Below are 21,930 nucleotides of genomic sequence, written 5' to 3'. Positions count from 1 at the left end.
TCGTTTTTTTTATTGATCACAGACTCGGATCTATTAATTTTGTTGGCAGATTAATAGATCTCTCCATTGATAATAACAGTCTCCACCGGGTTGCTTCCGAAGTAATACGGAATGGCAGAATAGGTCGGCAGCTCCCGGGTAATAAACAGATTGGCTAATTTACCACGACAAATACTACCACAACTGTGTTCCACGCCCATGGCATATGCCGAATTAATTGTGCAGGCATTAATTGCTTCTTCAGGAGTCATTTGGTAGTTGATACAGGCTAAAGACTGAATGAAATTCATATTCCCGGAAGGAGATGATCCCGGATTGTAATCGGAAGCCAAGGCAAGCGGCAAACCTGCTTGCATCATTTGGCGCACCGGCGATAAGGGCAGTTTTAAGAAGAAGGCAGCTCCAGGTAAAACGGTTGGCATTGTTTCAGTCCCCAACAAGGCTTCAATTTCCGATTCTCCTATGTGTTCCAAATGATCGACAGAAAGTGCCCCATATTGAACACCAACCTGAACGCCACCAGTTAAGCCCAACTCATTGGCATGAATTTTTGGCTGCAAGTCATATTTCATTCCCGCTTCAAGCAGCTGGGCCGTTTCTTCAACCGTAAAAAAGCCTTGATCACAAAACACATCCATATAGTCAGCCAGCCCTTCTTTATCAATCTCGGGTAGCATTTCCTGAATGATTAGCTGAATGTATTTTTGACGATTGTTGTGGTATCCCGCAGGCAAAGCGTGAGCCCCCAAAAAGGTTGATTTGATCATGAGCGGGCTGCTTTCTTTCAAACGCTTGATTACCCGTAGCATTTTGAGCTCAGACTCCAAGGTTAGTCCGTAGCCACTTTTGATTTCCACAGCTGTTGTCCCGTGTTTCTTAATCTCGTCTAACCGAGACATAGCTGACAAAAACAGCTCCTCTTCAGTGGCTTGTTCCATTCGCTGGGCTGAATTTAGAATACCCCCTCCCCGACGGGCAATTTCCTCATAGCTTAAACCTGTAATGCGGTCTACAAATTCCTGTTCACGGCTAGCCGGAAAGACCAAATGTGTATGCGAATCACAATATCCGGGCATCACTATTTTTCCGGCACAATCAATTTCCATAACCATTTCGGCTCCCTCAACAAGTATCTCGTTGAAATCTTTCATCAAGCCGAAGGTTTCAATCTGATCATCATTGATCACCAAAAAAGCATCTTTCAATACCGTTAACTCCTTCATTTCCTCACCAGCAACCCAAGTTCTCGCGTGTTCCTCGACTTGAACTAATTCTTTGATATTTTCCAAAATTACCTTCATATCAATTACTCTGGATTTCTACACAAGATAAAAAAAGAAGTCGAAGAAATAAACTGTCATAAATCATACAGGCTGCATTCTTATTGTAATTTCAGCTTATAAAAGTTATTAATTTCGTCATCGTCAGGATACTCATCTTGCTCCAAAATGAATTAGGAGCAAGATAACTCATTTTGATTCAGGCACTCACTAAAGTTTCCGAATTCGTTTGATAATAATCTGCCCTTGCTTGTCAGCCTTGAGAAGATAAAACCCAGAACTGAATTTCTGTAATTCGAAGCGTATTTTGTGTCGTCCTGGAGTCAACTCCTTTTTTTCCCATTTTTTCACCGTGTTACCCAGAATATCAATCAATTCAAACCGGACGACCATATAATGTTCAGAAAAGAGCTCCACAAACAGAAACTCACGAGCAGGATTGGGATACACTTTCTCAATCTGATAATCTAATGTATCAGATCGAGAAAGATCCTGTGCTTTCAGGCTCCCATTAAATAGTAAAAACAATGAAAATGTGAGAGTAAGTAGAGTTTGTTTCATAGCTCAGTCCTGTTTATAGTTGGTTAGACAAGAACTATTCCAAAAAGGTTTCACCAAAACCGAAAGAATTAAACAGGACCTTCAAAAAATGCAACTAAAAAGCCCTTCATTAAATGAGAGGCTTTTCCGAATCAGAGATTCGCAGTTTACTTCCCTAAAGCAAGATATTTCAAAAACTCTTCCCGCCGAGCTAGCTGCTTAAATACACCACCATATTCGGCTGTAATTGTCGTGCTACTTTCATCTTCAATTCCCCGTACAGACACACACATGTGTTTGGCATCGATCACAACGGCAACATCCTCAGTTTTCAGAATTCGTTTTAATTCACTGGCAATTTGAACGGTCAAGCGCTCCTGAACCTGGGGTCTACGAGCATAATAGTCAACAATCCGGTTAATCTTCGACAACCCAATAACCTGTCCGCTCGAAACATAAGCTACATGGGCTTTCCCCACAATTGGCAAAAAGTGGTGCTCGCAGGTTGAATTCAGGTTAATATTCTTTTCAACCAACATTTCACTGTATCGAAATTTATTATCGAACACCGAGATTTTAGGACTGGCTTGCGAATTTAATCCTCCAAAGATCTCCTGAACATACATTTTTGCCACCCGATGCGGCGTGCCATTCAAACTATCATCTCGTAAATCCAATCCAAGGGTATTCATAATATCCCTAAACTTCGACTCAATGATTGAAATCTTCTGTTCATCGCTCAAGTCAAAAGCATCACCACGCATGGGTGTTTCGATGGAGGTAGCAACGTGGTTATCTCCAATAAGATCGGTATCCACCAAATTTCGAGTGTTAGTATCATTAGCGTTCCCATTCATTTTGGACACTTGGTGGTTTGTTTTTATAAATCCATTAACTTTCATTGTCTATTCCTCCATAATGTTTTCATCAATAACCAACAAAGAGAGTTTAAGTTTGTTTAATCTTTTATTCTTTTTTCTAAACAGAAGAAATGAATCACTCATTTTATCTTTCATTCAAAACCCACTTTTCCTGACGATTCTCGATGAATTTGCTAGTCCCTAGGATTGGATGCCTAAGCGCTATGCTATCTTAAAAATTAATTATAGCGAAAAGGATGGTTAGCTGGCTTGGATTTAATAATTTTATAGGAAATTGAATTGGCATCCTATTTTCAAAAGCAATGAAACAAAAAATAAACCAACTGTCCTTATTGGGAACAATCATCATCATAACATTTACAGCATTACAGGCGAGCCCGACTACCAGCAGGAATAGTAAAAAACCCAATATCCTGATCATCATGGCAGACAACCTCGGCTACGGAGACCTTTCGATTACCGGAGCCAAAGACATACAAACCCCAAACATTGACGAGCTTTTCAATAACGGACTTATTTTTAATGAGTTTTATGCAAATTCAACCGTAAGTTCTCCCACCCAGGCTTCCCTGCTAACAGGACATTACCCCGCTCAGGTAGGTGTTCCTGGCATGATTCGAGATATGAAAGAAAACAACTGGGGACATTTTAAGTGCGAAACCACTTTGGCAAGGCATTTCCAACAAGCAGAATACACCACCGCACTGATTGGGAAATGGGCCTTAGGATTTGAATCGCCCAACCTCCCCAATGAACAAGGGTTTGATCTGTTTATAGGCTTCCTGGGTGATGATATCGATGATTATTATACGCATCTCTATCAAGGCAAAAACTACTTACGATACAATGAGAATGAGATTGAAACTCCAGGTCATACTACAGATTTATTTTCAAATTGGTCCGTGAGTTTTATTGAGAGCCAGGCAGACTCCGAAACTCCCTTTTTTCTATACTTGTCATACAATACACCAGGCAACTTACTTCAACCCAAAGAAAACTTTCTTCAACATGTAAAGGATAACCACCCCGGATTAAGTCCCGAAAGAGCTCGTTATGCTGCCCTTGTAGAACAAATGGATGCCGGTGTTGGAAGAGTTATCACGAAGTTGAATGAAACCAACCAGCTAAAAAATACAATCATCATCTTTAGTGCTCACAGCGGTGGAATTACTACATCTGGGGCTTCAAATGGGAAATTACGAGGAGGAAAGCAAGACATGTATGAGGGAGGAATTCGAGTACCAACCTGCCTGTGCTGGAAAAGTCAAATAAAGAAAGGAAGCCGGAGTCATCAGGTTGCCATAACCATGGATCTTTTTCCAAGTTTATGCAACTTAAGTCAAAACCCGACCAACCGACCTTTTGATGGAAAAGATTTGACTAATTGCATTTTTAAGAATGAACCATTACTACAAGAGCGAACCTTATTTTGGATCTACCGGGACGGAGGTAACTTCGATGGTAAGGCAATCTACGCTGCTCGCAAAGGAGCCTATAAACTAATGCAAAACCACCCGTCAGAAAAATTCAAATTATACAATTTAACAACCGACCCACATGAAATGATTCCTCTGTCCGAAAGTTCAGAACACTACCAACAACTCCATCAACTGATACGCCAACATATTAAGGAAAGTGAAATAAAACCGTAGTTTAAGGAAGATAGCGAAGACAAATTGATTCAATCGATGTCCGGGGAATAGACCCATTTTGCATTTGCCTGGTTGAACGATTCGAAAGGAAGCCCACCAGAACGATGGGAAAACACCTTGATGGCCAAAAATGAACTAGTTAATTCTTTTTATTTCAAATCTTTCCTGTAAATTTAGCAGCACAACACAGCACAGTAAATCTAAACCAACAAAAATGAAAAAACTTAGCTACGTATTATTACTCGTATTTTTGTCTACGATGACTCATGCACAAAAAGGTTATATGCCCACTGACGAGAATCTGGAAAACAGAGAGTGGTTTCTAGATGCCAAGTTTGGCCTGTTCATACACTGGGGAGTCTACTCCGTAATGGCCGGCGGTGGTGATACTGGGGTCGCCGAATGGATTATGAACCAAAAGCAAATTCCAATTGCTCAATACGAAAAACTACCTTCCTTTTTTAACCCCACCAGCTTCGACCCAGCAAAATGGGTATCGATGGTAAAAAAGGCCGGCATGAAATACATTACCATCACCAGCAAGCACCACGATGGTTTTGCCATGTACGACTCGAAAGTGAGCGACTACAACATTGTAGACCAAACCCCCTACGGAAAGGATGTACTTAAACAATTAAAAGATGAATGCGACAAGCAAGGCGTTAAGTTGTTCTTTTACTATTCACAACTCGACTGGCGCCATCCGGATTATTATCCCCGCGGACGCACCGGAGGCGATTTTACCGGAAGACCTGATAGCGGCAATTGGAAAGACTATCTGGACTACATGAACGCTCAGCTAACCGAACTCTTGACCAACTATGGAGAAGTTGCTGGTATTTGGTTTGATGGCATGTGGGACAAACCCGACGCCAACTGGTACCTGGAGGAAACCTATGGTTTGATTCACAAACTGCAACCCGGAGCCTTAATTGGAAGCAACCATCATAAATCGCCGTATTCAGGTGAAGACTTCCAGATGTTTGAACGCGACCTGCCAGGAGAGAACACAATGGGCTTCAATCAAACCGGAACGATCTCCGAATTACCTCTTGAAATGTGCGAAACGATGAATGGCAGCTGGGGTTTCAACCTCAAAGACAACAACTACAAATCGTCAAAGAAGCTCATTCAAACCATGGTAAAAGCTGCAGGTTATGGAGCTAATTTCCTCCTGAATACCGGCCCGATGCCCAATGGCGAAATTCAACCTGAAAATATCGATACGCTAATGGTCATGGGTGAATGGCTGGAACAATATGGAGAGTCCATCTACGGAACACGCAGAGGACCAATAAGTCCGAGCAAATGGGGAGCCACAACACAAAAAGATAATACTGTCTATGTCCATATTATGAATTTGGAAGAAGAAACTTTAGAACTTCCGTCCTTCAATCAAAAGATTAAATCGATCCGTTTTTTTGACGATGACACCAAAGTGAAATACAAAAAAACAGCAACAGGAGTTCTCCTGCAATTACCATCGGAGAAAAGAAAAGAAGTGGATACAATCCTCAAAGTTGAGATTTAAGAAGGGAGCATTCCGATACAATTTAAAAGCTGATCTTAGAAGGTCAGCTTTTTTTATTCCTCAGCTAAAGATCTAACTGTAGACTGTCAGCACCAGCTTTCGAGAGGCACCATAGTCGCGGTATTCTCCCAGGTAAATTCCTTGCCAGGCACCCAGGTTCAGCTTACCATTGGTGATTGGGATGGTTATTTCAGCGCCTAAGATGGACGATTTCAGATGAGCAGGCATATCATCATCTCCTTCATACGTATGGGTATAAACCGGATGATTCTCCGGAACCAACTTATTAATGAAGGACTCAAAATCGGTTCGAACCGAAGGGTCTGCATTTTCATTAATGGTTAATCCGGCCGAAGTATGTTTAATCAAAATATGAAGCAAACCAGCCTTTGGCAAATCGGGCAATTCCTGGCTAATTAAATCGGTTATCAGATGAAAACCTCGTCTAAATTTTGGTAGTCGTATTTCTTTTTGTTGAATCATACAGAATAACTTGCTACTAGACTGATAACATAATTCGCTAAAGTAGGTTCAAATGAAAATGCTTTTTAGTTAATATCGACCAACTAAAAAGCATTCTGCTTAACCTTTTCAAATTACTTCATAAAATCATCAAAAGCATTGTAAACTCCGCCACTTTGCTGGTTTTGCTGCATATCGTGTTGGTTTTGCTGCCATTGTACAGCCATATCCGACAGTGCTGGATCGGCATGTTTGAAGAATAATTTATACGCGGTACAAAAGCGTGGTTTGCGCTGATCGCGTGGATCTTTTATCCGGTCTTTGGTACAACCACCGTAACATTTGGTAAGCCAGCTACACTGTTTGCACTCGCGCGGCAGTTGCGCCTTAGCCATTCCAAAAATGGTTTGCTTTTTCGAGTTCAGCATATTAATGACCCGATCATGCATCACATTACCTAATTTCCATTTGGGTTCAACAAAGAAATCACAGCTGTAAACATTTCCATTATGCTCAACCACCACATACGGACCACATTCTTTCATCATAGTACACTCAGGCGCCTCCATCCCAACATAGGAGTAAAAGACGGACTCAAAATGCCGAATAGAAGTGGTAGGCTGCCCATCTTCAAAGTCGGCCAGCCACAAGTCAAAAAGCTTATTCAGAAAATGACCATAATCCTCTGCTGACACCGAAAAGTCAGCGGCCTTGGTTGGATCATCTTTATCGGTTTCTACAACCGGAATAAACTGCATGAACGTCAAACCCTGTTCTTTGTAATAATTATACAACTCCTCCGGATGCTTCACCGAATGGCTGGTAACACAGCACATGGCATTAACCGACGCGCCTTCATCGAGCAACATTTTAGCACGATCTTCCACTCGCTGATGTGTTCCTTTTCCTGCCACATCAAACCGATAATGATCGTGAATAAACTGGGGGCCATCAAGCGATAAGCCAACCAGCCAGTCGTATTTTTTCAGAAACTTCGCCCAATCACGATTCAGCAACAGACCGTTGGTTTGCAAACCATTGCCAACCATTTGTCCGTGCCCATACTTTTGCTCCAGTTCGATTGCCCGTTCATAAAACTCCAGCCCCATTAAGGTTGGCTCCCCCCCCTGCCAGGCCAGCGAGACACTGTCACCCGACTGTTGCATCACCTGCCGAATGGTTTCTTCCTGCACCTGAGGGCTCATTCGGTGTGTTTTGTTCTGAGAAAATAATTCAGACTTTTCCAGATAAAAGCAATACGAGCAATTCAAATTGCAATCAGGTCCTGAAGGTTTTATTAAAACTGAATTAAGTGGTTTAAATTTCTTTGCCATTTCTAGTCCTATCAAAATCGAAAGTCACAAACTTACAAAAACAATCACACTTCTATAAATTATTCAAAATCCTGTAATAATTTTAATATCTTTCAGTCAAAATAACTAAAATTCAAGAATTCCGACCCGATGAAAACCCTGATGAAATTTCTGGCAATCATTCTTATAACAACATACCAATCAGAACCTTCAATTGCACAGGGACATCTGATCCGCAACCAAGGTTTCTTCTATGGCGTGGAAGGATTTTATGGACATGGAACGGGATTTAGCACAACCCACGTGAGAAGTACGGATTTCGAATCCCCTACGTCTTATGGACTTAAAGTATCAGCCAATTGGTTTTCCAGCTTTCACTTTTCCTATGGACTTGCCGCGGGCCTTTTAAATTATGAAGATCCCAACATGCTTACTTTTCCAGTGCTGATTAACGGGCAGGGCTATTTAAGCAAAGGCTCCAATACACCGCTGGTTTATGCCGAAGCTGGTTATGGGTTTCGATTCAACCACAGAGACCAGGATAAGGGGTTCATTTACGAAGCCGGAATTGGCTATCGGCATCGCATCAAGTGGAGCAATTTCCTAGTCGTAAAGACTGGACTCCAAAGCTTTAACAACAAGGAGTGGGATTGGTTTTACAAACTAGGTGATGATTTTGATCCGAGTCAGTACCGCTGGTACGACCTCAGGCGTCAAACCCTTACGCTGACTGTCGGATTTTATTATTCAACACGCTACTAAGGCTGAACAAACGTTATTGGTTCACCACCTCATCCACAATCCGACCGATACAATGAGAAGGAGTTTCGTAGCCCAGCAAATGAAGGAGCGTTGGCATCAGATCCACTGCATCGACCTTTTGTAAAGTTGATCCCCGTTTAACTCCTTTGCCAAACCAAATCATCGGAATTCGACTATTATCATTGTAAATGGTGCGTTTATATTTGAATTCAGGCTGCCAACCTTCTTCCAATACAAAAAGAACATCACCCGATCGTTTAAAATTATAGGAACTGGCAATGCGTGCCAACTGACTTTTCACATAATCGCCTTGCTCAAAATCCATAGCAGGCAAAGCAAGCTTTACTCCTTCAAACTGATTAATGAATGAAGCTGCTTTGGACTGAATATCCCCCAGTTGCAAGTCTTTCTTATCGATTAAGTCGTGGTTCAAATAGATTTGTTGATCGGTCACAAACTCCACCCAATCGCCTTGCCCATAACTGATATTGAGAAAAGATTTCAATAAGGCAACCATACTCTCCGGAGCCACAAAACCAACCGGCATATTTAATTCCTCTTTCAAATAATTTACCGGGTAGCTCGAAGAACAAGCCGAACTAAGCACCAGCAAATACTTATCGCGACCAACTTTTTGATCCAAAAAATTCAGCAAATGCTCAATATTCCGATCAAGCCGAAGATACAAATCCTGTATTTCCACCGAATTCGGACTAAAAGCCCCCTGTTCATAATCCATTGAGGAGAAATTGATTGCCAACAAGTCTGGAGTACTGTCCATTCCCAGTCGTTCGGCCTCAACAAGAGCCAGAGCAAAATCCTTCACCATGACATTACCAAAAGGCGTTGTTTTTAACACTTTATAACTCCCAGCCTGCTTTTTTAACTTACTGATATTGTAAGGAAAAGTATTCCACTTCCCATAGTAACCAGGCTCCAGTAGGTAGTCATCATCCAAACTTTCAGCATAACTCGAGATGGGCAGCAACAAGTCCCAATCGCGATCGGTATACAAGTCAGCAAAGTTTTTATCATTGAACTGGCGCACCCAGTCCGGGAATTGATCCACATAGTACGAACTGCTGATCATGTTGCCGGTAAGCTCATCCATCCAGTAAGCTCCATCTGCCGCGTGTCCTGCCGAGAAAACAGCACTATTGGGATTAAGAGCCACCGAAAAAACTTTGGATTCATTCTTTGTATTGAGTTTCAGCACATCACCAATCGTTGGACTAAGAAGCTTGGCAGCAGACAATTGGCCTTCACGGGAGTCACTTCCTACAGTAATGTAGTAATCATCGTCCAACGCATCAACTTCCTTTTGCCGCAAACGGTCATACCACGAATCATTGACAATACCATGCCGTGCCGGGTAAACACCAGTAAACAGCGTAGGCACTCCGGTCATTGTTTTCTGAATATGCAAATCCATCGAAGCATTGGTGCAGACCACCCCATCCTGCATCAGCCTGCGAAAGCCACCTTGCTGAAACTGATTCCAGTAACGGCTGATGTAATCAGTACGCATCTGTTCCACATTGACCACCACCACCAAGCGGCTCTGGTCAGCCGACGGAGAAGGAATTTGTTGCGCAAAGGCTGGAGTAACGAACAATGTAAGAGAAATAAACAGGAGTGTCTGCAATCGATTCAGCATGGTCATGATTTTTTAAGCGACTCAAAAATATAAAAAAGAAATGAACACGCTAAGGAAACGAATCTTATAAAATAAATAGATCGCAATGGGATCAAACTAAAGCGGCCAGGTACACACTTCCAGCTTGAAGAAGTATATGCCCGGCCGCATGATGTGAGCATTTTCCGACTTGCGAGAAACCGAAAAAAATTCATTTCTTGTTTATCACTTCAAAAATGACTCTTCGTCATCGAACGGATAGCGCACAAAAGCCTCAATTGCCTCATACTCGGCCAATCCTAGTTGATCATAGATTTTCGCTGTTTCCTGATTTCGATCTTCCGCCCGTTGCCAGAATTCGCGTTTATCTTCACCCGGGAATACCGGAAAATCTTTCTGCGACTGGTGCTTAAAAATCGCTTTTCGTTTTCTTAGCAATTCAGCAGGACTGATGGGAACTGCCATTTCAATATCCTCCACATCCCATTCTTGCCATGCCCCGCGGTACAGCCACAGGTAGCAATCATCCAACCAAGTATCGCCTTCAGCTCGAATTTGACGAATAGCCTTAAAAATAATCTGTAAACACACTTCGTGCGTTCCATGTGGATCCTGTAAGTCGCCAGCGGCAAAAATCTGATGTGGTTTCACCTGACGTAACAAATCGACCACCAGCTTAACATCAACATCGCCAATCGGGCCTTTCTCCACCTGTCCGGTTTCATAAAATGGCAGATTCAGAAAATGTACGTTCGTCTCCTTCACCCCGCAAAAACGACAGCCAGCCTCTGCTTCCCCTTTACGAATCAAGCCTTTCACTTTTTTGACAAACGGTGTATCAATTTCCCCCGGCTTTTTATTCTTCAGAAATTGAATAAGTCCTTTGTGTGCTTGAATTAGTTTTTCATTCTCCACTTCCTGGCTTTCCAGCAAATCAATAGTGAACTGAGAAAAGCGAATGGCATCATCATCAAACACAGCAATATTGCCGGAGGTTTGATAAGCCACATGGACATCATGCTTTTGATCGACCAACCGAAGCAAAGTTCCGCCCATCGAAATCACATCATCATCCGGGTGCGGACTAAAAATCAAAGATCGCTTCACCGCTGGCTCCGGACGCTCCGGACGAGTTTTTTCAGTTGCTCCCGGTTTTCCACCCGGCCATCCGGAAATAGTATCACGGATTTCGCCAAATATTTTAATATTCAAATCATAGGCACCTCCATACTGCGCTAACAGGTCACGAAGTCCTTCTTTCTTATAATCATCATCGGTCAATTTCAAAATTGGCTTTTCGGCTTTTTGACTTAACCAGATAACCGCCCTTTTTACCATTTTGGGTGTCCATTCGCACACACCAACCAGCCAAGGGGCTTTTGTCCGGGTAAATTCAGCAGTAGCCGGCTCATCCAGATATACAGAAACCTTGGAATGCAATTGCAAAAATGATGCAGGCAAACTGCTGGTAACAGGCCCTTCAATCATCGCTTTCAGAACCGGAGACTTCAGCTTTCCCCAACCCGCTAAAATAATCTCGCGGGCATTCAAGATGGTATCCACTCCCATCGTTATGGCGCGGTGTGGAACCGATTCCTCGTTTCCAAAGTCCTTAACCGCATCCGCAATCGTAATACTGTCTAACTTCACTAGACGGGTCGTTGAATTGGCTGTTGCACCTGGCTCATTAAAGCCAATATGCCCCGAACGACCAATTCCAAGCAGCTGAATATCAACTCCACCTGAAGCAATAATCTTAGCCTCATAATCAGCACAGAAATCTCCTACCTGCTCAAGCGGCAACGTTCCATCGGGTATATGAATATTTTCCGGCTTAATATCAATATGATCGAACAAATGGTGATGCATAAAATGCACATAACTTTTATCACTGGCCCTATCCATCGGGTAATACTCATCCAGGTTAAAGGTGATGACATTTTTAAAACTTAAGCCTTCTTCCTTATGCATACGCACCAACTCACGGTAAATCTTTACCGGTGATGAACCTGTTGCCAGCCCCAACACTGCCTCTTCGCCAGCGGCTTTCTTTTTCTTAATCAACTCAGCAATCTTTTTCGCAATAAGTAAAGCACCTTCTTGCGGATTGTCTACTATTTGAACCGGAAGTTTTTCAACTGTCTTCTCGATGTAGTTAAATGTTTTATTCATTGGATTCATTATTTAATATCAGCTGAAATAAGCGGAAGTTGTATTTTCTCTGTCAAACCTGCGGATATCGTCCAACAACAGCTCATCATCATTGAAGATGTGTACGCACACATAACGTATAATCCTGATGTAATGTTCTAGTGATTACACAATTTATTGGAAGCTCTTTTCGGTTAGTTTAAGCCAGAGTTCAAGTACGATTTTATATTTTCCCGAGAGATCACTTCCAAGGGAAACAAAACATTGGCAGGGGGTACCTTTCTAAATAAAAGATAGTTGACTAAATAGCTAACTCCCACGAATGCCTGTTTGCGAGGATTTTGATTAATTAAATAATTAATCACGCGGTCATACACATAGTGAATGTTGTTTTTCAGTAAATCATAACCAACCAGACCTATATCTTTTATTCCGGCCTGATCAATTACATAGGCAGTTAAATAAGCACCTTTCGATGTCGTCACAAATATACCTTTCAGCTTGTCGCGCCTAATAATAGTCATCAGTTCGCGGCTAAACTCCAACTCATTGGCGTTATCAAATTCATAGCTCAAGATGTTGAAATCATCCAGGCGATTTTCCCTAAAAAAATCGCGAAACCCTATTTCCTTTTCACTTAAATGAACCCCATTCTGCATCGCCTCATACACATGAAGAACGGCAATATTTCCAGGCTCCGATAATTTAGTGAGCAACATTTCGGCGCCAACCCGCCCGCTTTGGTACAAATTCTGTCCAATAAAGCTAATTGGGTTCGCATCCGGTATATTGGTATTGAAAAGCACATATGGAATTGCCTTGGCTTTCAGTTCTTCAAAAAAATCATTGGCTTCCTTATGAAAAATGGGAGCCAGCAAGATGCCATCCGGTTGGCTGTCCAGTACTTTTCCCGACATCGAAACGAAAGAAGCTCGATCGTACAGGTTGAAATAGAATGTTTCAATCTGCACATTGTATTGTTCCCATTCTGTAATGGCATTTAAAATCCCGGAGGCTGACTGGTTCCAGTAATCATCGAGTGCCGGATTGGGAACCAAAGCTGCAATTTTATATTTCTTATTCGCTCCCAAGGTGCTGGCAATTAAGTTGGGCTTATAAGCCGTTTTTTCCAAGGCCTCCATCACTTTTTGAAATGCCTTGTCCGAAATCTTACCTCTCTTATGCAACACGCGGTCGACTGTTGCTACAGAAACCCCCGCCATTTGGGCAATGTCTTTGATCCTAATATTTTTGTATTCATTCATATTTTACACTCAACCAAAGGATTATTCAAATGTCCGTTCTCTTTTCATAAAGATAATGTTTGCGCACACAAAATGAAACAATTATCCATTTCAGTACGAAATTTCATTCTTCCGGATAGAGAAGCAAGCACATAAAAAAGATAGAACTCAAGCTATTTTAGAAATTTCCGGACTAAGGGTAAAAAGCTAGTCGCTTGTCTTTCTCCTAAAACCAATCAAAAAGAATCTCATGAAAAAAGGTCTTTTCATTCTTCTCTTGCTTTCGGCAATAGCCAGCACAACCGCACAGAACAGTAAGCAACAGCAGGTAACCGAACAACTAGGAAAGTTACATTTCACTATTGAGCATTCGCCCATTGCCGACTTGGAAACGGAGTACACAAAAACGATGAAAAAAACAGGTCTGCCTGCATCTGAGCTAGACTTACCGGATGGAACCTACCACGGAGAAACACCTGCAGATGATTTTGACTACCGGCACGTAGTCCAGTTTGAGGTAAAAAACGGAAAGATATGCCAGCTTGATTACGATGAAATTCATAAGAACGGGCATGCCAAAGAAGCCGATAAAAATTACGGACGAAAGATGAGCGTTTCAGGCACAACGCCAGCCATTGCTTACCCAATTTATGAGAATACGTTGGTGGAGAAGCAAAACCTGGAAGGACTAGATGCAGTGAGCGGCGCCAGCTATTCGCTCTATCGATTTAAGCTGGCGGTGGCTTATGCCATTATCAATGGAGCCAACCATTAAATTGGGACAAAAATAGAAAAGCATGCCCATCAGCCTAGCTCAAGGTTCGTCATTTCCGGAGTAAGTTTAAAATCATAAGCCGGATATTCATAAATAGGAATACGACCTTCAGTTTCCCCAATGGAGTAGCCATATAAACTTTCGTATTCGCTCACCTCTTCGCCCATGCTTTCCAACTGATCCAGGTATTCTTTGATGGATTTTGATTCGATGATAATCACTTTCCCCATCTTATGAATTATAGGGCTGTGCTTTCGGGTAGAATCATAATCAAACTGGAGAATACGACGACCATAGCGTGTAATTCCAATCACCCGGAAAGTCATACTTTTTCCCACACCGGGAAGGTTCAGCACATTGCGATCAGAAGCTAAAAAAGGAAGATTTTCCTTTTCCCGCAGCTGATTAATCTTTTGCAACATATTTTCAGCTTCCAAAGGAAAATTCCGAATGACATCATAATATTTCTCCGGAATACGACCTACTATTTTCTCCTCCTTTTCCTCTTGTACCGCGCGAGCATTAACCGCAAAGCTGTGGTTGTTTTCCATATAGCCCTTCACCGTAAAGGTATAATAAGAGAGCACCCCAATATCGTTTAATACCTGCCGCAATTTGGAAGCATGACCACGCCGTGAAGCGGCTGCTGTAAACACCAACTGGTTGGTAATTGTCCACCCGGCTGACAAGAGTTTCTCAATACTTCCGCGTGCTTCGGGAGTAACTTCCATGGGAGATTCGAAATGCGTTTGAACAACGAACTGCTGCACGCCAACCTCTGATGCCCGGCGTTTGAAATCAGCCAGAATTGCAACAAGCTTGGGCGTAATTCGCTGAGGTAAATAAATAGGTAAACGGGTTCCCAGCCGCACCCGGACAATTTCAGCATACTTCTCCCCTTCTTTTCGCTTTTTATTGGCTTCACGTTTGCGTTTGGCCATCGCGTAAACAGCATCGAAAAGATGTTCCAGCGCCTGGTCGGAGCTCATCAACGCATCGCCCCCCGTAATCAGAATGTCGCGCAACTGCGAATCATTTTCAAAATAGTCCATCAGTTGTTTCAGTTTTTCATTCCATCCTTCACTGGGTTTTAACTTCTCCAGATCAAAATTGAGGTTCCCATTCTGAAAATCGAACATCCGCTGACACGAAGTACACAATCCGCCACAGGTACGTCCTGCCGTATCCGGAATCAAGATGGCCACCTCTGGGTAACGACGATGCACATTATGATAGGAAGGTAACAACCAGCCTGCCGCATTGGGTTCGCCGGGCCGAACAATATCTTCTTTCTCCCAGGCCGAAATGTGCCCAAACTCGTTAACCAATTGCCTGGAATACACAATGTAGTCGCGAATAGCCAAATCAGCACCAATAGCAAAATACGGCACACGCACATGAAGTAAAGATAAATAATAGGGATTGACAAAAAACGGAATGCCAGCCTGGTAAGCATCATAAAGAATTTTCATGGTGTCGGGATCAAGCGAATTACCTAACATCTCATTGAGCAACTCCGGGGTTCGCACGGCAAACTTCAAATGAAAACGAGGGTCATCCCACCAATCCAGTACCTGCAAATACTTCTGTTCACCAGACCAATCTGCAGTAAATTGAAACCGGTCACTTTTCACCATCCCCTCATCCAGCTGCTTAATAATAACCCGTATAATTCGGTCGCGGTTCTCCTCACGCAACTTCACAATTCGTGGATCTAAGCCGGAAGGAAAGCGCTCCATCCACTCTTCAATCTGATTTCGGGATGGAATTTGGAGTTCTTGTTCACCACGGTACTGACGAAAAAGCTCCAGCATATCTTCAAAGAAAAAGGGTTTAGCCCCTCCGGTACCAAAATTTACCGCCAGCCAAATCATCTTAATTGGATTACTGACAGCCAATTCTCCGTGCAAATTCAAATCCTTGTATTCATGACCGGCATAATCAATGTAATCCAAAATCCGAATCGCAGCAAAATCGGGCCAATCCAACTGATCAACCGACATATGCTTTCCATTTTGCCGGTAAAACTGATAAGCTTCCGGTTTTTGCCGAAGCTCCTCCATCACCCAGTTGCGGACTCCGATTAATGCTTCCGTTTCGTTGCGGGAGTTTCTCATAAGCTCCTCAAGCGTCGGATTTTCTTTCAGTAAACGCTTTAACAATCGATGTGACTTGACATTGATCGCGATTTGATCCAATTGCTGAATTATTGACATCACAACCTCCTCTTTACCTGACTAAAATTCCCTACGAACAACAATTATTTTAACGAAAACAGAATAAAATTTTGACAGTCGCATCAATTGATGATGAAGTGAAAACAACGAACGCCATGCTTTAAGTTACGAAAATTAGAGGTTTTAATCAAGCAAATAGAACGACAACAAATGAATCAAGAAGATATTGAACCGATTGTGACATTGGGACTCAGACCAATAAAAGACCGATAGGAGCTCTTAAAAAAAACAGCAATTAAGCGGCACTCCCACGGTCAGATCATTTCAGTGACCATTTTCAAGCGAGCCAAAGTACTTTTTAAAGGCCCGCAAATCGGATACAACCTTAAAGTTGGACGGGAGTTTGCCTTTAACTTGCACCAATTGGGCACCGGTAACAAAGACTTTTTTCCGCCTAAAAACCTGGTTCATTTGCTGGAGATAGTCCTCCAGCTCGTCAGGCTCAACCCCATTCACAAAAGCGGTAAACACCCGATCGATATCCTGCAAACCATCCAGTTTCAGCAAATCGTCAAACGGAACATTCTGCCCCAAGTAAATGGTTTTATACCCTGCCTTAAGAGCCAAATACTGATAAAACAAGAGACTTAGTTCATGCATCTCTCCTTCTCTCAAAAAAAACAAAACGGTAGACTTCGCATCGTAGTTAGTATATTCGGAACAGGCCCGAATCAACAAATGCCGGGTTATATTGGAAACGAAATGCTCTTGAGCTGGAAAGATTGAGCCGATTTGCCAATAAATTCCGATTTTTTCAAACAGTGGAAAAACAACCGTCATGAAGGCCTCTTCAAATCCAAGGTTCTCAATTTCTTCCTCCAGCAGTCCTTCAAACTTTCGGTAATCAAAATTCACCATATGAACGATCAACTGGTCGATAACTCCCTGCGAAGAAAGCGACTTCTCATTCAACTTCAATACTTCCTGCTGAATCTGCTCATCCTCAAAAATAGAAACTTTGGAAATCTTGTATCCATGCTTCACCAACATCGAGACATTCAACAATTTTCTCAATTCATTATCGCTGTAATACCTAATATTCGTGGTCGAACGTTGCGGGTCAAGTAAACCATACCGCTTTTCCCAAATCCGAATAGTATGCGCTTTTATACCTGAAAGCGTTTCTAAATCTTTTATCGTATAATAATTCATGGACCAACTGATTTAAATGCAAAACGTTAACACAATCTCTTCAATAAGCTAAAAAATCCTACTACATTGCCATTTGAAACAAACAGCAAAACCAATACTTTTAACAAGATTTCTGCATTTTTGTTTAACCATCACTAAAAAAGACTAAACACAAAGATAGGATTAAATTGGTGAAAAACAGAAGTCTAAAATAGTTTTCGGGATTAAACAATTCCACTAAATTTGATCGTCAATCCATAAGTAGTCTGAAATGAAGTTTATTTATCCTGAATTTTTACCGGCACTTGCCTTAATATGTATTCCTATACTTATTCATTTTCTTCATTTCAAACGGTATAAAACAGTTTATTTTAGTCAGGTTAATTTCCTGAAATCCATCAAGGAAGAAGCCAAAAAAAAGAACAACCTCAAACAAATGCTTATTCTGGTAAGCCGGATTATGGCTATCATAGCCTTAGTTTTTGTTTTTGCACAGCCGTATGTACCGACCAACAAACAAGAACGTAAACCTGCGCGAAAGTTGGTGGCCATTTATGTCGACAATTCATTCAGCATGAAGCAGGAATCAGCAAACGGCATGTTGCTGGAGCTGGCCAAAACCAAAGCAATAAGCATTGCCAACAGTTATGGGCCAGGCGCCTGTTTTCTGTTGATCACCAACCAAAATCAACCGGAACAACAGCAATTACTGAACAAAACTCAACTGATTAGCAGGTTAGGCGCTATTCGCGAAAGTCCGGAGTCACTCCCCCTATCAAAAGCTCAGAAACTACTGATCAACAACCTTCAAAAGCAAAACCTAAAAGCGGAAGAAACCATCTACTTACTCACTGACTTTCAGGAGTACACCACCGATTTTCCTGAATTAGAAAACGATACCAGTCGTCGTACAATTTTTATTCCCTTAAGCAGCACAAATGGCAACAACCTGCTCATCGACAGTTGTTGGTTTGAAACTCCCGGACACAAAAAAAACCGGGAAGAGGTGCTTTTTGTCCGCATCCAAAACCAATCCCAGCAGAACTATCAGAATTTGCCGGTTCGCTTAAAGATTAACGACTCTATAAAATCAATTAATAACCTGAGCATTGAACCTGGAGCAAGCCAACAAATTGAACTTCGCTATAAAAATAATCGCTCGGGCACCCACCGAGGAGTGGTGGAACTGGACGACTACCCCTTGGTTTACGACAACCAGTTTTTCTTTAGCTATGAGGTAAAGAGCAAAAATAAGGTTTTAGCTATTTACCGCCAGAAAGATCCGGCCATCAGTAAGCTGGAAGCCCTTTTTCAAAACGACAAAAACATCGATTTTGAAAAAACGACTGAAAAGCGCACGCAGCTAAGTCGGTTCCGAAATTATCAGTGCATTTACTTAATAAACCTGACGGAGATGAGTTCCGGATTGATCAGCGCGCTAAATCAATTTGTCAGGCACGGCGGATCGCTGGCTATTTTCCCGGGGAGTGAAGCCAACGTCACCTCATACAATGCCCTTTATCGCCTGCTTGAAACGGACCTAATGCAACAAGAAGATTCGGCGGTTTTGCGCATGGAAACAATCAACTATAATCATCCGCTGCTGCAAAACGTTTTTCTGCATGAAAATTCAAATTTGCAATTACCCGTGGTGAAAAACTGGTACCGTTTTTCCAGCTCGAGCCAGAGCAAGCAAACACAGGTGATCGGATTTAACAACATGCAAGCAGCCTTGTCTGAGTATCCGGCTGGCTTGGGGGGCCTGCTCAATTTCAGCTTCCCACTCGATGAAGCCGTAACAGACTTTAGCCAACAAGCCATTTTCGTGCCCCTCCTGTACAATATTGCACTCAACAGTTTCGCCCCACAAAAGATTCAGTATGAGATTAGCAGCAACATGATTTTAGCTATCCCGGACAACGAATCATTGACTTCACACAGAAATCTGACAATCACGCCATTTAAAAAAGACAAACCTGTTCAGCTTTCTGTTTTAAACACCTATGCCGGACAAGTTCGTGTTGACCTGCAAAACATCATCCAGCAAGCTGGCTTTTATCGGCTAAAATTCAGCGATGCTCATGAGCAGACACTTGCGTTCAACTTCAACCGGCAAGAATCCTTATCGCCATCGCTAACCAATGAACAACTTAACAATGGTCTGGAAACAACTAATTTAAAATCAGTGGAGGTAATCGAAGAGAGTGCAACCAACTTTGAAGCGGCAATTCAAGAAGCAAATGAAGGTCTTGAACTGTGGCAATTATTTCTGGTGCTAACACTGCTGTTTCTAGCAGCTGAAACTATGATTAGCCGATTCTGGAAATAATTGACAGCTGAAATTTATACTTTTTGATGTTAAGTGGTTCCCAACCGGTTTCAAGTTCACTTTTTGGGGGCGACATAAGGGACAGAAAAACGAAAAGTAGCTCCTTTTCCGACTTCGCTTTCCACCCAGATAAGGCCATCATTTTTCTCAATAAACTCACGGCAAATAATCAGCCCCAATCCGCTTCCGGTTTCTCCAGCAGTTCCTGCTGTTGTTGTGTTTTCTTCGCAGTTGAAAAACCTTTGCAGCTTATCGGCAGCGATTCCCACCCCCTGATCAATCACTGAAACCAGAATGCTATTCCCTGCTTTCTTACCCTCCACGCGAATCTCGGCGTTGGCATAAGAAAACTTGATGGAATTGAATACCAGGTTACGAATCACTGTGGCAATCATATCTTTATCGGCAAAAACCTGCAAATCATCCTCAATATCCACTTTTACCGTTTGCGATTTAGTCGTCAGATTAGGATTTGCCAGACTAATCACATCATCCACAATTCGGTTCAACTTAAAAAAAGTTTTATACACTTTGATACGGTTGGTTTGCGAGCGTGTCCAATACAACAGGTTCTCCAATAAAGCAAACCCTTGTTCTGATGCGTCGTTCATATCGGTAATAATCTGACTTAACTCTTCTTTGCTAAACGAATCAAAATCGAAACGCAATAGATTGGTATAACTCACCAGCGCATTGAACGGATTTTTTAAGTCATGAGCGATAACAGAGAAAAATCGGTCTTTTGAAACATTCAACGTCTTAAGTTCCTTTGTTTTTTCCTGCAGCTCACGCGCCAACGACTTTTCTTTACGCAAAAGAAAAAACAAAATAGCCAGAAAAATAACCACCAAAATGATAATGACATAGAGGTAGCCTTGAATATTTCTTGTATCGCTCAACAATTCTTGTTGCTGAGTAGTAAGCTCTTTCAACTCCAGAATTTCGCGTTGCTTTCTCTCGAATTGATATTGAGTTTCCAACTTCCGGATCATTTTATTTTGCGTATCTCCCAGCAGGCTATCATACACCAAATTGTATTTATGGTAATACTCAAAGGCCTTCTTATAGTTCCCTGTCTGCTCGTAATAGATCGACAGGTTGCCAAAAACGTCTTTACTAAAACTGTAAAGATCCAAGTCGTTAGCGATCTTCAGCGCCTCCTGAAAGCAGTCTCTCGCCTTTGTGTAATGTTTCAGATCGAGGTGCACCAAACCCATATTATTCTTAGCAAAAGCCACTCCCTCCCTATCGTTCGCTACTGAATACAAATCCAAAGCCTGCTGATAATAAATCAAGCTTTCGCTGTAGTTCTTCAAGTCATATTCCAGGGTTCCCCGATTATTCAACACATGAACCAACAACAAAGAATCTTGCTGTTTTTGCGCTAGTTGGTATGCTTTTTCGTAATTGAGTCGTGACAAATCGAACTCTTTCAGGGTTTGATAGCTAATGCCCAAATTAATGTAGGAACTCAACAGCCCTTTTTCATTGTGAAGCAAGCTATCGAGCCGAAACGATTCAAGATAGAACTCCAGCGAACGATCGTAATCCTCCAGTTCATCGAAAATCATCCCCAAGTTGTTGTACAGCTTTGCTTGCTGGCCACTATTGGGAGCATTGTCCAACAAATTCAATCCCTGATAGAAATAATTGGTGGCTTGCTCATAATTCCCAACGGTGAAATAAGCTAATCCAAGGTAATTGCAAACAGCAACCTGTATAGAATCATTTTTCTGACTTACCGCTTCGTCATGAGCTTCTTGCAAACAAGCAACAACGAGATCATTAAAGCGAATGGAATCGACGTACTGATCAGCGATTTCCATTAGTAATTCAAGCCTATTCTCCTTTCGAACATCAAGAACGGATTGCAAGGAGTCAATTGTTGAAATCTGACTATAACCAGAGGCAGAAAGAATAAAAACCAGCAAAAATAAGATTACTTTCTTTTTCATGAAGAACAACAGGTTATACGGATTCGACCGCAAATATAAAACAAAACAAGA

16 protein-coding genes are annotated in these 21,930 nt (G+C 42.0%); 5 read left to right on the top strand and 11 right to left on the bottom strand.

Annotated features, from left to right (window positions below):
• Positions 1–50 precede the first annotated feature (50 nt).
• From hutI to folE, 3 genes are all read right to left on the bottom strand, one after another.
• Complete coding sequence (gene hutI / locus ACUNWA_RS18020; RefSeq protein ID WP_445593320.1) at positions 51–1,301, bottom strand: imidazolonepropionase; 1,251 nt, start codon at positions 1,299–1,301, stop codon at positions 51–53.
• A 189-nt stretch (positions 1,302–1,490) separates the two neighbouring features.
• On the bottom strand, positions 1,491–1,841 hold the full coding sequence (locus ACUNWA_RS18015; protein WP_445593319.1) for a T9SS type A sorting domain-containing protein: 351 nt from the start codon (positions 1,839–1,841) through the stop codon (positions 1,491–1,493).
• A gap of 146 nt (positions 1,842–1,987) precedes the next feature.
• Entirely contained in the window at positions 1,988–2,677 is a 690-nt protein-coding gene (folE, locus tag ACUNWA_RS18010; protein ID WP_445593318.1) for a GTP cyclohydrolase I FolE, read from the bottom strand.
• 326 nt (positions 2,678–3,003) lie between these two features.
• Here folE and ACUNWA_RS18005 point away from each other — a divergent pair, with 326 nt between their 5' ends.
• Positions 3,004–4,353, top strand: a complete 1,350-nt coding sequence (locus ACUNWA_RS18005; protein ID WP_445593317.1) for a sulfatase-like hydrolase/transferase — start codon at positions 3,004–3,006, stop codon at positions 4,351–4,353.
• Between the two features lie 214 nt (positions 4,354–4,567).
• Positions 4,568–5,884, top strand: a complete 1,317-nt coding sequence (locus ACUNWA_RS18000) for an alpha-L-fucosidase (protein ID WP_445593316.1) — start codon at positions 4,568–4,570, stop codon at positions 5,882–5,884.
• Between the two features lie 72 nt (positions 5,885–5,956).
• On the opposite strand, the gene ACUNWA_RS17995 is transcribed toward ACUNWA_RS18000, so the two are convergent.
• Positions 5,957–6,367, bottom strand: a complete 411-nt coding sequence (locus ACUNWA_RS17995; protein WP_445593315.1) for a secondary thiamine-phosphate synthase enzyme YjbQ — start codon at positions 6,365–6,367, stop codon at positions 5,957–5,959.
• Positions 6,368–6,480: 113 nt separating this feature from the next.
• Positions 6,481–7,680 carry an anaerobic sulfatase maturase gene (locus tag ACUNWA_RS17990; RefSeq protein ID WP_445593314.1) on the bottom strand — a complete coding sequence of 400 codons (1,200 nt, stop codon included), beginning with the start codon at positions 7,678–7,680 and terminating at the stop codon, positions 6,481–6,483.
• A 129-nt stretch (positions 7,681–7,809) separates the two neighbouring features.
• On the opposite strand from ACUNWA_RS17990, the gene ACUNWA_RS17985 reads away from it, so the two are divergent.
• Positions 7,810–8,421, top strand: a complete 612-nt coding sequence (locus tag ACUNWA_RS17985; RefSeq protein WP_445593313.1) for a hypothetical protein — start codon at positions 7,810–7,812, stop codon at positions 8,419–8,421.
• 13 nt (positions 8,422–8,434) lie between these two features.
• Here ACUNWA_RS17985 and ACUNWA_RS17980 read toward each other — a convergent pair whose 3' ends face one another.
• The 3 genes from ACUNWA_RS17980 to ACUNWA_RS17970 all read right to left on the bottom strand — a co-directional run bounded on the left by ACUNWA_RS17980 (position 8,435) and on the right by ACUNWA_RS17970 (position 13,473).
• Positions 8,435–10,078 carry an alkaline phosphatase family protein gene (locus tag ACUNWA_RS17980; RefSeq protein WP_445593312.1) on the bottom strand — a complete coding sequence of 548 codons (1,644 nt, stop codon included), beginning with the start codon at positions 10,076–10,078 and terminating at the stop codon, positions 8,435–8,437.
• 204 nt (positions 10,079–10,282) lie between these two features.
• On the bottom strand, positions 10,283–12,229 hold the full coding sequence (gene nagB, locus ACUNWA_RS17975; protein WP_445593311.1) for a glucosamine-6-phosphate deaminase: 1,947 nt from the start codon (positions 12,227–12,229) through the stop codon (positions 10,283–10,285).
• 173 nt (positions 12,230–12,402) lie between these two features.
• The gene (locus ACUNWA_RS17970; RefSeq protein WP_445593310.1) at positions 12,403–13,473 is read right to left on the bottom strand and encodes a LacI family DNA-binding transcriptional regulator; all 1,071 of its coding nucleotides are present in this window, start codon (positions 13,471–13,473) and stop codon (positions 12,403–12,405) included.
• A gap of 229 nt (positions 13,474–13,702) precedes the next feature.
• Between ACUNWA_RS17970 and ACUNWA_RS17965 the strand changes: the two genes are divergently transcribed.
• Positions 13,703–14,227 carry an FMN-binding protein gene (locus ACUNWA_RS17965; protein ID WP_445593309.1) on the top strand — a complete coding sequence of 175 codons (525 nt, stop codon included), beginning with the start codon at positions 13,703–13,705 and terminating at the stop codon, positions 14,225–14,227.
• A gap of 29 nt (positions 14,228–14,256) precedes the next feature.
• On the opposite strand, the gene ACUNWA_RS17960 is transcribed toward ACUNWA_RS17965, so the two are convergent.
• Positions 14,257–16,443 carry a KamA family radical SAM protein gene (locus ACUNWA_RS17960; RefSeq protein ID WP_445593308.1) on the bottom strand — a complete coding sequence of 729 codons (2,187 nt, stop codon included), beginning with the start codon at positions 16,441–16,443 and terminating at the stop codon, positions 14,257–14,259.
• A 285-nt stretch (positions 16,444–16,728) separates the two neighbouring features.
• On the bottom strand, positions 16,729–17,616 hold the full coding sequence (locus tag ACUNWA_RS17955) for a MerR family transcriptional regulator (RefSeq protein ID WP_445593307.1): 888 nt from the start codon (positions 17,614–17,616) through the stop codon (positions 16,729–16,731).
• A gap of 250 nt (positions 17,617–17,866) precedes the next feature.
• Here ACUNWA_RS17955 and ACUNWA_RS17950 point away from each other — a divergent pair, with 250 nt between their 5' ends.
• The gene (locus ACUNWA_RS17950; protein ID WP_445593306.1) at positions 17,867–19,924 is read left to right on the top strand and encodes a BatA domain-containing protein; all 2,058 of its coding nucleotides are present in this window, start codon (positions 17,867–17,869) and stop codon (positions 19,922–19,924) included.
• A 56-nt stretch (positions 19,925–19,980) separates the two neighbouring features.
• On the opposite strand, the gene ACUNWA_RS17945 is transcribed toward ACUNWA_RS17950, so the two are convergent.
• Entirely contained in the window at positions 19,981–21,879 is a 1,899-nt protein-coding gene (locus tag ACUNWA_RS17945) for a tetratricopeptide repeat-containing sensor histidine kinase (protein WP_445593305.1), read from the bottom strand.
• Positions 21,880–21,930 lie beyond the last annotated feature (51 nt).

The organism is Sunxiuqinia sp. sy24 (assembly GCF_052677165.1).
The sequence above is the reverse complement of the archived record's forward strand: the minus strand, read 5'-3'. Positions and strand labels throughout refer to the sequence as shown.

Coding starts and splice junctions, on each gene's coding strand:
- nagB (WP_445593311.1), bottom strand. CDS start 12,229: ATGAATAAAACATTTAACTACATCGAGAAGACAGTTGAAAAACTTCCG.
- ACUNWA_RS17965 (WP_445593309.1), top strand. CDS start 13,703: ATGAAAAAAGGTCTTTTCATTCTTCTCTTGCTTTCGGCAATAGCCAGC.
- ACUNWA_RS17985 (WP_445593313.1), top strand. CDS start 7,810: ATGAAAACCCTGATGAAATTTCTGGCAATCATTCTTATAACAACATAC.
- ACUNWA_RS18005 (WP_445593317.1), top strand. CDS start 3,004: ATGAAACAAAAAATAAACCAACTGTCCTTATTGGGAACAATCATCATC.
- ACUNWA_RS17970 (WP_445593310.1), bottom strand. CDS start 13,473: ATGAATGAATACAAAAATATTAGGATCAAAGACATTGCCCAAATGGCG.
- ACUNWA_RS17955 (WP_445593307.1), bottom strand. CDS start 17,616: ATGAATTATTATACGATAAAAGATTTAGAAACGCTTTCAGGTATAAAA.
- ACUNWA_RS17950 (WP_445593306.1), top strand. CDS start 17,867: ATGAAGTTTATTTATCCTGAATTTTTACCGGCACTTGCCTTAATATGT.
- folE (WP_445593318.1), bottom strand. CDS start 2,677: ATGAATGGGAACGCTAATGATACTAACACTCGAAATTTGGTGGATACC.
- ACUNWA_RS17980 (WP_445593312.1), bottom strand. CDS start 10,078: ATGCTGAATCGATTGCAGACACTCCTGTTTATTTCTCTTACATTGTTC.
- ACUNWA_RS18000 (WP_445593316.1), top strand. CDS start 4,568: ATGAAAAAACTTAGCTACGTATTATTACTCGTATTTTTGTCTACGATG.
- ACUNWA_RS17945 (WP_445593305.1), bottom strand. CDS start 21,879: ATGAAAAAGAAAGTAATCTTATTTTTGCTGGTTTTTATTCTTTCTGCC.
- hutI (WP_445593320.1), bottom strand. CDS start 1,301: ATGAAGGTAATTTTGGAAAATATCAAAGAATTAGTTCAAGTCGAGGAA.
- ACUNWA_RS17960 (WP_445593308.1), bottom strand. CDS start 16,443: ATGTCAATAATTCAGCAATTGGATCAAATCGCGATCAATGTCAAGTCA.
- ACUNWA_RS18015 (WP_445593319.1), bottom strand. CDS start 1,841: ATGAAACAAACTCTACTTACTCTCACATTTTCATTGTTTTTACTATTT.
- ACUNWA_RS17990 (WP_445593314.1), bottom strand. CDS start 7,680: ATGGCAAAGAAATTTAAACCACTTAATTCAGTTTTAATAAAACCTTCA.
- ACUNWA_RS17995 (WP_445593315.1), bottom strand. CDS start 6,367: ATGATTCAACAAAAAGAAATACGACTACCAAAATTTAGACGAGGTTTT.